Origin of the sequence: Pseudomonas frederiksbergensis, from assembly GCF_000802155.2 — a bacterium.
GTDB classification, from domain to species: Bacteria; Pseudomonadota; Gammaproteobacteria; order Pseudomonadales; family Pseudomonadaceae; genus Aquipseudomonas; species Aquipseudomonas frederiksbergensis_A.
The window spans coordinates 306,353-320,712 of record NZ_JQGJ02000006.1 but is presented as its reverse complement, the minus strand read 5'-3'; the positions used below and the strand labels follow the sequence as shown (position 1 = coordinate 320,712).

Below are 14,360 nucleotides of genomic sequence, written 5' to 3'. Positions count from 1 at the left end.
ATCGATAGATGCTTTCCCTCACCCTCATACTCAATGACGCTGGCCTCGCCTTTAGCATCGGTATCAGTGTAGTTACTCCCATTCAGCCGTACTGGAACACGAGGTGCCGGCGCGTTTAAAAATCTGGACGTGGCACGAATATGAACCCTGTAAAACGTGTCACCTGGGTCATCTACAAATGGCCCCGTCCTCCAATGTTCAGCATTCACCAGATTGTGCCCCAACGACATAGCCAACTTCTCGGACGTGAGCCCTGAGTCCACCGCCTCCAAGCGCAAGGAAAAATTCCCGTTCTGACTGGTATGCAGGCAGTCCAACTCCCAGGTGACCCCCTCTGCTGCAAGCAATTGGGCGACATCCAATGAAGGGCTGACCTGCACACCAAGTTCCGCGTCGGATTTTCCCTCCCACGTCAGTTTTACCTGCTTACCCAAAAACGGGCTGGTAGATTCAGGCCGCACAGTGAACATGTGATTAGCGCCATGACACGGATAGGCATTGCCTCCGAAATCCATTAAAAACTCGTCGAATTTAACGACGAGCTGCGATGGAACGGCTTCCTCCCCAAACTGCAAATGTCTCACCTCCCATCCTGCATACCCACCGCGCACAATGGCTTCCAGAAGCCCTCCGCCGGTTTCAGGCAATGTGAATTCCACGTACGCGTTCCCGTCGGCATCCGTAAAGGTCGGAGCCAATGTGAGGCCTGGGTATTCCCACTTCACCTCAACGTGCTGCAAAGGCTCATCGGTCATAGCCGATACCACAGTCACAACCGCCGAAACCGGCTCCCCCGATTGGGCATCTGGCTGAGGGGTTGTCAGCGATTCTATTTTCCTGGGCTCGTTCAAGACATAGGGCAACGTCACCGACTCCGAATACACCACGTCGCCAACCGTCGCCGTCAGCTGTGCCGCCCCGGGCGTGGTGGGCACAAAGCGCACCCGCGCCACGCCGTAATAGTTGGTTTCAGAAGTCACTTCGCCAAGGTCAGGGGCGCGCCAGGTCACTGTCCACCCCACCATTGGCTTGTCACTGATCGCCGAGCGCAACCTGACCTCCGCGTAAACCTCGCCCCCCCAATCCAGAACCTGAAGAACGTTGTTGCTCAAGAACAGATTCAGCACTTGCGAACCGGTCCCCACGGACATGGCGTTGGCCGGCGACAAGCTCGCCAGGCGCGTTGCCGACAAACGCAAGGCGAAACTGCCGTCCTTGAGGTCATTGACCTTGAAGTCATAGTCCAACCCTTGCGCAAGCAGTTTTCTCGGCACGCCCAGGGCATCAGGGAGAAAATTCAGGCCCAGTTCGGCAGGTCCCGTCCCCGTCAGGCCCAATGTCACCTCATGCTCAAACAACGGGCTATGCTGTGGGGCTCGCAGCTTCAGGTTGTGACTGCTTTTGCGACGCGGAAAATACGTCTTGTCTCCCCAGCGCTGCGGCGATGCACCGTCAAATTCAACGGTCAGCTCAGACCACGGATCGCTTGCCAGCGGCGTGACCGTCAGGACATGGCGATCCTCGAAGCCGTCATAAAGGCTGGTGACCGACGCGGTGGCTTCATGGGGCTCAGCGTTGGACGGTTCCAGTGCAAACCCGGCCCAGCCAGCCGCGTCGGTAACGGCTTCACTTGGCGTTGCCCCCCCTGTCCAACGCACCGGCACCTGCTCGACGACGCGCCCGGTGAAATGGGAAACAATTTGGACCCACAGCCACGCCGCATCCTGCCCCACCACCGGATCTACCGGCGAATCGCGCCATGCCTGGATCCTGACTTTGTTATGCCCCAAGCTCATTGGTTTTGCGGTCGCGACAAAGTCCAACGCCGGCAGTGTCCAAGCCAAGGCAAACTGGCCCGGTTGTTCACTGGCGGTAAAGTCCAGCGTCCAGATCGCGCCGCCGTCGCTGACAAGTTGCACCTCGTTCAAGGCCGGTTGAACGCTTGCATTCAGTTGCTCGGCAGAGGTCCCCGACCAACCCAACATCGACTCCAGCCCCACCAATGGACTCAAGGCGTTGGGCAAGACACTGAAACGGTGAGTCGTCCCCAGGCATGGATAGAGTGCCTGGGCATCGAACTCTGCCGCTACCTGGTCGAGCCTTAGGCTGACTTCTTCGGCCAGATCCTCGGACACCAATCGCCCAGCCAACTCCCGGTTGACCGAAACACTCTCAAGGCGCAGCTCCAAGTCAAACAGACTGCTGATACTGTCAGCGATGTAGGACCGAAGACTCCATGAGGTACCGCCAGCCGCCAGTGGCTTCGGCACCCCAAGATCACCAGGCTCCAGTCCGATGTCCGGTGCATCACCGCGCCAATGCAAACTGATGTTTTTACCGACCCAACTACTGCCCGCGTTCGGTACAACTTTCAGTGTATGGGTCCGGCCGCGTCGACAAAGCACCCCAAGGCTGTTGCGGTTGACTTCGTCTTCATCCAGCAGAATCGTCACCTCGTTTTTCCAAGGGCTGGTGGCGATCGCCTCCACGTTGAAGGGCCGCTCCACCGCTACCGCCTCGGCATGGGCCTTGACGCTGGCGGTGACGATTTTGTCCCCCGCGCTCTGCGGCGTGTACAGCACGCTCGCCCAGCCACCGGCTCCCGTGGGAACGGTGGAAATCGGTCCATCCGCAGTCTTCCACTCGACCAGCGCATTGACGACCGGATCCCCGTCACCGCTTGAAAGCACGTGGACCACCTGCACCCGCAACAAAACACTTTCGTTCTCGTCCACGACCGGAAACTTGTTGGCCTCCCGTACTTGGCCGACCTTCACCAGGTTACGCGCCAACGACATTGCTTTTTTCGGCGAAGGCAGCAGCAGTTTCGAGCAGGTCAGTTCCAGGGAGAACCGACCGTCCAGACGATCGTCGCTCGTCAGTGTCCACGTGAGTCCGGTGTCGCTGACCGGGACCGCGGTTTCGAGCGCCGGCTCGACAGTGACGCCCAGTTGCTCATGGGAATCGCCGTTCCAATGCAGCGCCAGCGTCGTTCCCTGCAGTGGGCTGGCGGCCGGCAGTTTCAGCTCCAACGGATAGTCCGAGCCCCGGTTCGGGTAGCCGGTTTTTTCTTCCCACCGGGCGTCCTCGCCCTCAACGACCACCAGCAAGTCTTTCCAGGGGTCGGTCGCCAGAACCTCGACCGCCAGGGTTTTGGTCACGACGCCGGCTGCGTAATAAAGGCTCTCCACCGACGCCTCGACGTCCATGTGGCCGGCCTGGGTCGGCTTGTAGTCGTAATAGGCCCAGCCTTGGGCATCGGTCACGGCATCCGTCTTGGCTTGCCCGGGGGCGGCGGTCCAGCTCACCGTCCGTCCAGCCAAAGGTTGGCGGGTGTAATGCGAAGCAACCTGGACCCCCAGCCGCACACTCTGTTCATACTCGAGCACCGGGAAGTAGGCCGCTTCGCGCACCTTTAGAAAGTCCAGCCGATGATGCCCCAGCGACACCTGGACCGGATAAGGCTCGGCGGTGTACTGGTTGAGCAGGTTCATCGAGAACAGATAAGGTCCCTCATCATCCATCAGCGGACATTCGAGTTCCCAGGGCCGTTCCATCGGTTGGTCCTGACCCCAGGCAGGCCTGGAGACGACCGCTTCCATCGGGTTGTCGTCGCTGGTCAGCGCGGCCTCGGTACCTCGCCAGACGCTTTCCGGTTCGGGTTCGAATGTCAGCCTATGGGCCAGCACGCCCTCAGCCCCCTGGCACACGTACAGAGAACCGGTCGGCGCGAGGGTTTGCTCATCGAGCCTGAGCCTTTCAATGACAGCAGGCTCCAGGTGCACCTGGAGATTGATGCGGGTGATGCAAACGGCGGACGTGTAGTCCCCAGCATCGTTGGGAGGGCTGAGCACACTGATAATCAGTGTGTCTTCATCAGTAAAAGGTAAATCCAGGGGGACGTTGTATTCTTTTGGCTTGAACTCCAATGGCGTCTCTTTTTGCAGCCGAGCCTGATCCTGCGATGCATCCCGGGGTTCGCCGGGCACCAACGCAATCTCCTGTTTTTCGTCCTGCCCGCCGACTTCGACCACCATCCGGCCCGCCAGGGTATGCCGCATCTCGCACAGGAACGTGAGCACGTAGCGAACCTTGGCACTCGGGTCTTTCGGTACTTGCAGTGACTGACTGACCGAGGAACGGTTGCCGGCCGACAGATATTTAATCCTTTCACCGTTATACATTTCGGAGTTGGTGGAGAGCCAACTCGGAAGGACCTTTATCCACCCTTCGAACCCCCTCTCGAAATCACCATTCACCACCAGGCTTTCATTGGCCCTGACCCAGTTACCCATGTCCTTTACTCCCTCGAAATCCGCTTGAGCCCACCAGAGCGTTCAGCCTCGGTGACCCGGTCCTCGACAGCTCTCGTGAAAGTCGGCTCGCCGGCTTTCGCCGTGTAGCGAATGCGCACGATGATGTCAGTCAGGGACAACAACATTCGCGATTGGAGCGGCTTCTCCGGCCAGGGAAAATTCAACACCCAGCGAGAAACCACACCGGTGTTCTCAAATGGATTGAGCAAGCCTTCATCAGGCTTCAGCGCCGTCATTCCGTTGGCTGAGAGCCCCGTCGACAGGGCGATTTGCTGCCCGCTGCGCAGGTTGATCTGGACGTCGGCAGGTGCCACTCCGCCCGCCGGGTCGTGCAGATAGACCACCGACTGGACCGACGCCTGGGTAGCGATCATGCTGCCGACTTGCAGCAAGGTGGCCCGCACATCTTCGAAGGGGCCCGTCACGACAGGCAGGTCGACCTCGACCGAATTGATTTGCCGACAGTAATGCCCCGGATGGTCGCGATCGAAGAGCAATTGGGAGAGTTCGAACTCTAGAACCCCAGTAACCTTCAAACTTGTCCATGCCGCGTCCCAGCTTTGTACGCCGGCTTGGGGCTCGACCTGGTCATCAAAAAGACGCCGCAGGGAAACGGTCTTTGTCAGTTCCAACCGTCGCTCATGACGTTGCACGTATTCACGCTCCATGCGCAGCAAATGACCGCGCAAATGCTCGCCGGCCGTCAGGCCGTGGCGGTTGTCCAGCCAGACCTGGGAGAAGGTAGTCTGCGTATCGTAGTCACCGGTCTCGGCACTCAGTGCGGCCTGGGCACTGAGGCACAAGCTGACAACTGCGTCATACGCCTGGTAATGCAACGCCTTGAGCTGCCCCAGCAACCAACCGAACAATTCTGTGTTCGTCGCGCGCTTCTTGATGAAGTTATAAACCGTCAGGGCTTGGCCGTTGGCCCTCAAGGTCTGAGCCAACGTGGTTTGCGCGGCCTTTAATGCATGGGTCTGCGCGGTGATTTGCGCATCGATTGCCCGCACCTCCGCCAGCGCCTGATCGCGTTGCAGTCGCCATTCTTCGCGGCGACGGCGGTAGCCCTCGGTGGTGGCCTGTTTATTTGCGTCTATTTCCACGACAGAAGCGGCTACGCCCAGCCCGAAAGCCACCGCGTCCAACGTTTTGTCCAGACGATGTCCACCGGAGGCCAGGCCGAAGATGGTGGGAAGCGCCGCCACTGCCGCTGCCGCCGGTTTAATGCTCGACGAGGCCAATTGCAGCCCTTTGGACAGTTGCAGGTTTTCCATGACCTCGTATTCCACCGCCGAGACGTTCTCGTCATGACGGCGCCCATAATCCTCGGCTCGTTCTTGCGCCATGGCGCGACTTTGTTCCAGCGCGACCATGCTTGCTTGCAACTGATCGATGCTCTGCTCTTGAACGGTGCGCGCATAAGCTCCCAATTCCACCAGGTGGCTTTGCTGCAGTGCCTCCTGCTCGGCCCGGTCTCGCTGCTCCAGCAAGCGCAACACCTGGCCACCATAGTCCTGCAAGCCCTGGACGGCCCGCAACGCCGTCTCGAAGGACACCCGCCAACGGAAGGCGCCGACCACCAGGCGTCCGCCCATGGGTCGTGTTCCCCCCACGCCACCGGCCGCCAGATCACGCAACAACTGGTTGGGATCAGTCGGTGGGCTGAACAGCGGAATGTCGAGTGGCTTGCCATCGAGGGTCAAGTTGTTGCGAAGGTTACGCAAACGCTGACCGGGTGACTCGTACAGCGCCAGCAATTGCTCATTGATCGGCAATTGGAATGGTTCGTTTGCCAGCAACCCCAACAGCGGCGGGGCCTCGGCCGCCGCCGGAAAATCCGCCAGGCTGAACGCCAGGTTCGTTTCAAAGTGTTCAAGTGCCGGTCGCGAGCCGGCACTGTCCATCAGGCTGGCTACATTGGCCGTCTCCCATCGGTTGACCGTCCGAATCTCGGGCGCCTTGCCCATCAGAAACTCGGCCTGGACATAACAGAGCTTGGCCGCCACCAGGCTGTCGCGGGTGAGTTGGCGGTAGTACCAGTCACCCCATTCCATTAGATTCTTGACGTACTCGGTGAACACCAGGATCTTGAAATGCCTAGGCGCCGAGTAACCAATGGCATCAGGATCGGTCGGGTTATCGGCTTCACAACCCACGTTGCCGGAACCCTCCAACGGCCGGCAGCGCCAATACAAAGGCTTTGGATTTTCAATCAAGCGGTCTTGCAGATCTGCCGGCGCTTGCGGATCGAACAGGTAGTGCAGCCATTTTTGCGCTTCGAGAAAACGGTCCTCGGCACGCAGGCGTACAGCCACCAAGTGCGGCAAATGAAAAAACAGCTCCCAGAAGAACAGCCCGTTGGCGCCGTTGAAGGCACCGTTGGGCTCCTGGAAATCAGTGACACCCAGGGGCGGCGGCTCCTGCAAGAATTGCGTGTCCCAATCCAGCACGGCGTCGACCGAAATATTTGAACGCTGCACCAGCTCGGGGCCAAACAGCGAATTCAGACGGGCATATTTAAGCACCAGCCCTGGCTGATTGAAGGAAAGGAACTGCGCCGCATCCAGCGTATTGCTGAGCAGCGTCACGGGAGGGAAATCGGTAAGGTTACTGATCGTCAGTTGGAATTTCTTCCGCCCAAGGCCAGTCGCTGCATCCTCAGAACCCAAGAAGAAATCCGGATTCTGCCAGGAGCCTTCGCCCCGGCTTAACTCCAGCCAGTCAGTATTCCAGCCGCCGGCGATTGGAAACGCTTTGACAATCGGTTGCGGGTCATTGGGAGTCCCGTTATTCAACTCCAATTTCAGGGAGACAGGGCCACCAGATAAACCCGTCGGCCTGCAAAAGCCCTGTACAAACAATTTGTCGTCATGATCCACGCGAAACGCCACGGCCTGCAAGCCCAAGTAAGGCGTCAGGCTGCCCGACGGATCATCGGTTACGATCATGGTTGGTTGGTTCATCAGCGGATGCTGGACCGTCTGGGCCGTGACAAAGCGTGTTTGGGCAGCCTTGAGCAACCAGCCGCCATCGTCCCAAGCCACCGGACGGAACAACACGTCACGCACCGCAGATACCGTCTTGTTTTCCCCGTAGATCAGCATGACACCGAGCCGGCCCTTGGGATGCTCATGATCAGTCCACAAAGTTGCAATCAACCGGGCGCCCGTAGGCATGTCCCCTGTCTGCGCGGAGCTGTGCAAGCTCAGTGGTGCCGACCACTGGCCGTTCTGGGTCATGAATGCGACCTCGATGTCCAATCGGGGTGGCAAGCCTTCGCCGGTGCCCTGTCTTTCCACCTCGTCTCGCCATTGCGCCCAGACCAGGCAAAGCCGGCCGTTCCAGAACACCGGACGCATGTCCAAGACCGTTGCGCCCGTCGGAATAACCACCGGCTGCCACTCACTCCATGCCGCCGGATTGATCGCCTCGCAAGCGGTCGAAAGCTCGACTTTGCCCTTGCGCCAGAAATACTGGAACGGCGGTACCCGCTGCCGACCGACGAAATAATAATCGGCCCGCTCGGGCGTGGCGCCGTCCATGTAGGCACTGATCACTTCCAGGTTGCAGACTTGCTCGAACGACTGCAGGTATTCTCGCAGCGCAAGCTGGACGGAATCGCTATTGAGCTGCGCCTGGTTGAGGTTGTTCTCCAGGGCTTTAAACAGGCTGGTCTTGCGTTGCCGCACGAAGGGGTTGATGAAGTTTTCCGGATACAGGGCGATCAATTGCACCGCTGCCCAATCCGGATAATTGTTATAGAGCTCCCATGTGGCCAGGTCGTCCTTGTCGAACTCCACTTCGGCGTAGCCGGGTTCCAACTTTCGGTAAGCGGCGTGTATAAATTGCTGGGCGCAACTGGTGGCTTCGGCGACCCAGGAGCTTTGCACCGGGTAGCTGTCCAGTGGGTCCATGCGCAACAGTTCGAACAGATCCCCCGGGGTTTTCATAAAGCCGAACCTCGTTGTATCGAGGCCCAGGCAATAGTCGACCAGGGCGGTGCGACGTTTTTCGAGCAGCTCTCCAACAGTCTCCTTTGCCATGGTCTTTACTCCGGGTTGGCGAATGTAATGGGTTCGAATTCGGCCGCGTTTTCACTGTCTGCACTCAAGACAGAGATGGCGAACGTTCCACCGGTCGGGCTGGAGACGAATACCCGGGTCAGCCCCTCCTCGTTGGTCAAACCCTGTCCGGGTCGTATAACCAGGGCGGGGCCTTCCACCCTTTCAGCTGGTTCGGCAAACCATTGCACCCGAGCGTGTTTACCGAGGTTCCTATAGCTGTCCACCATCGTGGCGTAGAGTTCGACTTCCTGGCCGTACGCCACTTCTGCCAGCGGTACCGCTGACTTGAGCGGTGCTGGAAATTGAAGCGTTTGCTGGTCGGCAACGAGGTTGACGGTAGGCCCGCGCTGCGGTTCAAACAGGTCCAGCCAGAACAGTGGTTTTTCCGTACCCATCACTTTGCCCGGCATGAATATCAGCTCAGCCTTGCCATCAGGGTCCGTCGCCACGTCTTCAATCGTGCCCAGCGTGGCGCTTGCGTGAATGAATACCCCGCTCAACGCCTCCCCGGAGCCGTCCTTCAGGGTGACGGTGTAGATGATTTTCTCATCGGGTTTATTGGGCACCACCTCGTTTTTACTCGCCACAATGGTCAAGGTCGCGAGTTGCGCCAGAGCCTCGTTGACAGTCGCCGCTGGGGGACTCGATTCGGAAATGCTCAGCAATGCGTGCTCGGCGGCGTCCTTGTAGGCCGCTGGGTCTATTACCTCGGGCAGCGTGCCGATCAAAAAAATCGTCACGGCATCCATGCCGGTGTGCGCCGCCAGCTCCCGCACCCGCATCAACAGATCCAGTTGAGCCAGTTTTTTGAGAATTTCATCCCCCGGAGCGATGTGACGGATGCACTCATGTACGTCTTGAACGCTCCAGTTGAAAAACTCGGCCAGCCTGATGGTCGCCGCTTGCTGGACCAACGACAGGGCGTCTCCCGACAAAGGCGAAGGCAATGCATTGACCTCGCGCAGGTAATCGAGCAATTGCTGCTCCGGCTGCTCACTGAGCTCAAACGCATGGGTGAGTACGGTCAGGTAGTAGAGCGTCCCGATCGTGAACGCATGCTTATTGTCCTGGCCCAGCCACGCTTCATGGCCATAATCCAGGTAGTCCTGCAACAATTCGGCGCTCAGCGCCAGTTTCGCCACCACCGCCCCCCGGCGGCGCACGTCAGCCAGCAAGAGCAACAAAGGATCGGACTCTTCGTCGCGTCTTTTCGAGGGCTGCTGGTTATCCGAAGGCGCGCGTACGAGTATCTGATGCAACAATCGATGCACCGTGGCATCTGCCCATGCCAGCACATGAATGGCTTGCGCCGAATCGACCCCGGCATAAACCGCCAGGGTTTCCCTGACCACGGACGCCTGCGCCCCCCTGACCTGCAACAGCACGGCCAGCATCTTCTCGACAATGGCCGGACGTTCGGAGTCGAACCCTTCGCCAAGGCCATCTTTCACCGCGTCATCGAGCGTGGTCCGCGCATACGCCAGGTATTGCTCCTCGGTACCCGGATACGCAATGACCAACCCGTCGGAATCGACCAATGCCGTCAACAGATCCAGCCAACTGGCGCCGGCCAACGCGGGCACCCCGGCCGCCAACAGCGCTGAATCGGTAAACAGCACGCCAGGCAACAGGTTAAGCACCTGATCAAAAAATTGGCGCTCGGCATCAGTGGCTGCACGGGCGTCTGGCGGCGACAGCTGTTGCAACATCCAAAGCACGGTAAAGTTGCGATCGGCACACCACTGCGTGCATGCCTGCATGGCGCAGATGAGATAAAGCACATCAGGGGGCTCGACCGTGGCTGTATCACCTGGCGTCGAGTTGAGCTGAGGAAAGCCCGCCAGACCGTTGAGCCAGGGCTTGCCGCCCAGTACCGTCAACATCAGGATGCCTTCGACCGGCGTGATACCCAACAACCTCGGCAGCCTCACGAGACGGTAGAAGCTGGACACGATTTCAGGCGTGCGCAACAGCAGACCATCCGTGATGTTATGGGCTTCGGCAATTGCTTGAGCCAGGTAAGCATAGGTTTTGAGATCGATGTTCAGTGCACTGCACAGCTTGGCGACCGTCAGGTCGGGCACTCCGGGGTCGGGCATGAGGGGAAAAGCCCCCCTGTCCAATATCAAGGGGTCGCGGTAATCCCCCTGGTTATTGAATATCTGATCGAACTGCGAAAGCTTTTCACCCCGACCGTAAATCGACAGCTCGTCGATAAACACGGCAAAATCCGCAGCCGTACAGCTGTAACGTTCCCGTAGCGATTGAAACAGCCCCAGCGCATGCACGACGCCCTCGCTGATCCACCAGGTGCCGTCCGTTGCGCTCCCCCGTACGTCAGCGCGGATGGCGGCGACCAGCAATGCATCCACCTGCTCGGACGGCAACATCAGCCACTGGTCCAGACGCACCTTGCGGTTAATCCGGTCGAATCCTATTAGTCCATTGGGCTCTTCGTCGTTCAGTGTCAGTCGGTGCGAGAACGAAGCCCCACCACTTGTAATGTGCACAGCCGGATGAGCGTTGGCATTGAGGTAAACCGATCCGGAGCGGCCGCTTTCCGGTGCATCGGGCGCCTCTGCTTCGAGGTATGTCTTGACATTGGCAGAGCGCACGGGCGCGAAGCGGCGTACCGACAACAAGGCCTCAAGACCTTGTGTATCGAGTTTTGTTCGCTCGCCGAAGAAATCCACTTGGCGGAGGTTGATCGGCTTGTAGGTGTTATCAGTGCCGAAGTTGTTGGTGTAATACACGTCCCTATCGTCAAAATCGGGAGCGTCCTCCATCAACAACTGTCGTTGAAAAGGCCCCAGCCGCGATGCGTGCGCCAGGGCGTGCCCCGCAGCGTCATTCCAGGCGTCACCCCCTAAAAAATAAGGAAACGAAGGGTTTACCCGGTGGGCGAAATCCCCCACCGACAAACCATGATGACGTGCGACGGTGTCCAGGGTGACCCAGTGTTCATAATAAGGGAGGCCATTGGGATAGCGCGCCTCGGTCATGGCGTCCTCAAGATCCCTCTCAGGCTCCTCAGGTTCATGCGCCTCGATGAAGGCTTCCAGCACCGGGACGATAATGTCCACCGCCGAAATCGATCGATGCACCGCATTAAAATCGATAGACAGCGGTTTCAGGTCCGTACGCCGATCATGCAGGGGCCGCTTCTCGTCCTCCTCACCCACCGTTTCGATACGCGTCTCGATCCACCTCAACAATTCAATCAGATACGCGACCGGTGACGTGATGGATTCCAACGCTTGCGGTGGGCACATGCGGTCAAAGCCGGGATTAAACAGCGTGTTGAAAGTAGGCCCGTCAACCATCGACAACAATCCGCTGCGCGGGCTGCTCTGCGCCTGAGTTCCGGTATCATGCAACCCGTGCTCGATGAACTGCCGCCTCACGTAAAGTGCCATGCTATTGGCCCGGCGCAAAAACTGACGGGCATCATCAGGGCTTACACCGAAATCTTTCACCAGCCCTTTCACACCGTTTTCCACGAGTGGAAAGATCGAGCCACCTTTCTCGAGGTATTCACCAAGCGCGACGTATTCGGTGCGTTGCTTTTGGCTGAATAACTGATTCATCAGTTGTACAGCCGGCTGGGAGTCCGCCATGACCGTTTCCTTGAGTCGACAGTAACCTGGACGGCCTGACGTAGCGGTCAGGCCATTGCATTTGCTGAGTACATTGGGCGCCACGGAACGCTGATCGGCTACTGTCAGATCTGACAGTTCATATGGCCGTCCATCGGACGCGCGACATCAGGGTGGCGATGAAGGCGGCAGGACTTCGAAACGCCCACTCTCCACCCAACCGGAAACCGTGCCGTCTTCCCCGCCGTCGTCGAGGGTTTGTTTGAATCGGCACCAATGGCCGCCAGCGGACAACACCTGTGTCGACACTCCCTGCCAACCGCGGTCCTCGACTATGAGATCCGCCGCCAAGACGTGATCAGGGTTGTACCCGCTCACCACTTGCCCAATCCCCGGCCGGCCCTGGCCTTTGAACTCGACCGGGTTGGCGAGCCAATCGCCTGTCGCCGGCATATCGATGGACGCCAGGTACGTCCCCAGCACCACCATGCGAGGTTCAGAGTCCTCGGATTCGAACCCCTCGCTCTGCGCCACGGCCACCAGGCCATGGGAACCGCCGGGCTGATCGAGCATCACCGTGACGGACCAGGTACGGTCGTCCAGCACCGAGCTGCGCGCCAGAAGCGTCAAGTCCGTGTCGTCCAACCTCACCTCCACCGTATCCCCTGGTACGCCGAAACCGGACACCACGACACGCCGGCCAATGTGTTCACCGGCGCAGGGGGTTTCGATGTAAGGGGCGGCTGGGACGACGTTGAACGTCAGCCATGGGCTGTCGGCAGACGTCTGATCGCCATCGTTCTCGTCCCGGAAGAATTGCCGGGCGCGGATCGTGGTTTCGCCCACGGGCAAGGTCACTTCGCGCGACCAGTCACCATTGGAATCAACAGGTATGCGCTCAAGCCACGGTGCGTCGTCGCCCTGCAGCCAGACGCTGACCGCCCCATTGGGCATCCCCTTGCCCGACAACCATGAAGTACGCGCAAAATTGCCGCCCGGCTGCGGTACGTCGAATTCCGGTGGCAACAGCACTACCGTAAACTCCAGCCGATCACTGCGCTCCGATGGGCCCTCACCGAGGGTCTGCTGTGCATCGAGGTAATACTTACGAAACGCCAGCCCAGTCAGTTGGATTGACCACTCGCCGTCGGCGGTCAACAACTTGGGGTCTCCCAGAGGCCGGCCAAATTGGACATCGTGCAATTGCATCGTGGCCCCGGCCATACCCTGGCGTCCCTGGATGGTCACATTGCGGCCCACCTCGGCATTGGGCTCGGGATAGGTGATCTCCGGCTTGAGCATGTGTACAGAAACCGTGAAAGTCCTTGATGCTGGCGGTGAATCTTGCTCGGCCGCAGTCTGGATAAGCGTTGCGGTGTGGAGGGTTTCGAGTTCGAAAGGCGTCTCGCGGCGGAAGCTCCAAACGCCGTTGTTGTTGGTAACGGCATGCTCAATATCGCTGTCGCTGTACTTGAGTTTCAGGACAGCGCCAGGCCAACATGTGCCGCTGAGATTCGGCGAAAGACCATTCTCAACCGGTTCGTTCATGACAGGCGCCAACGGAGGGATCGTCACCTCGACTTCGACCCAGTTCGCCGACTCCTTGCAACCCAGGAACTGCTTGATATGCACTTCGCCCTTGAGCGTCGGCCCCCACTCCTCTGATGCCTCGCTGGACCACTCGCCGTCGTGCACCAGCGCCTCGGGCGCGACATCGCTCGGATTGTCAGGGGAGTTAACAAGTTTGACCGTGGCGCCGCTGAAACCTTTACCCGAGAACGTCGGCCGATAATTCGGGGTATACGTCACATCGCTGACGTCCGGCAGCGTGCAATCAACGGTGAACGTGTACGGCTGAGACTCGATCCAGCCACCGGCGTTGTCCGATACCTTCTGAATGACACTAAGGTCGTAGATGCCATACGGCCAGTTACGGACGCTGACGTCCCAATGCTCGCCTATCACTTGCGCAGCTTCCGGTTGTGTGACATCCGGGCCACTGACTACCGAGATTTGGACCCATGCGTCTGTATAGCCGTCGCCTGAAAATGTGATGGTGTTTTCGGTTGGGTGGGTAACGGTGACACTGGTCAATCTGGGGGGACGAATACGAAAGCTAACAGGAACGCCGAACAGTGACTTTCTGGTACCGATTTCTTGACGTACTTTCAGCGAAAAAGGTCCTGCAGGAACGGTAACACGACAGGTCCAGTTTGCTTGAGTCACGGCTTCATTACCGACCTCAGCTTCTGGAAACTCTCGGAACACACGAACCCTAGCGCCCCCAGCTCCCATGTCACCAGAGAGTGTAAAGGTCGCGTCTTGAACCGAGTTAGCCGCCGGCCCTGTGATGCGAGGTGCGCTTAGGCGCCGCTCTACTCGGA

4 protein-coding genes are annotated in these 14,360 nt (G+C 59.0%); all 4 read right to left on the bottom strand.

The annotated features are described in order from the left end of the window. Positions 1-4,295 (bottom strand): Ig-like domain-containing protein (locus JZ00_RS14670; RefSeq protein ID WP_052742322.1); only part of this gene is annotated, 4,295 nt, incomplete at its 3' end. Between the two features lie 5 nt (positions 4,296-4,300). Continuing rightward, the gene (locus JZ00_RS14665) at positions 4,301-8,359 is read right to left on the bottom strand and encodes a Tc toxin subunit A-related protein (RefSeq protein ID WP_039591406.1); all 4,059 of its coding nucleotides are present in this window, start codon (positions 8,357-8,359) and stop codon (positions 4,301-4,303) included. Between the two features lie 5 nt (positions 8,360-8,364). Next, on the bottom strand, positions 8,365-11,997 hold the full coding sequence (locus tag JZ00_RS14660; RefSeq protein WP_039591409.1) for a Tc toxin subunit A: 3,633 nt from the start codon (positions 11,995-11,997) through the stop codon (positions 8,365-8,367). A 147-nt stretch (positions 11,998-12,144) separates the two neighbouring features. Continuing rightward, positions 12,145-13,941, bottom strand: coding sequence for a hypothetical protein (locus JZ00_RS14655; RefSeq protein ID WP_152668436.1), 1,797 nt, complete (start codon positions 13,939-13,941; stop codon positions 12,145-12,147). Between the last annotated feature and the right edge of the window lie 419 nt (positions 13,942-14,360).

Coding starts and splice junctions, on each gene's coding strand:
- JZ00_RS14665 (WP_039591406.1), bottom strand. CDS start 8,359: ATGGCAAAGGAGACTGTTGGAGAGCTGCTCGAAAAACGTCGCACCGCC.
- JZ00_RS14660 (WP_039591409.1), bottom strand. CDS start 11,997: ATGGCGGACTCCCAGCCGGCTGTACAACTGATGAATCAGTTATTCAGC.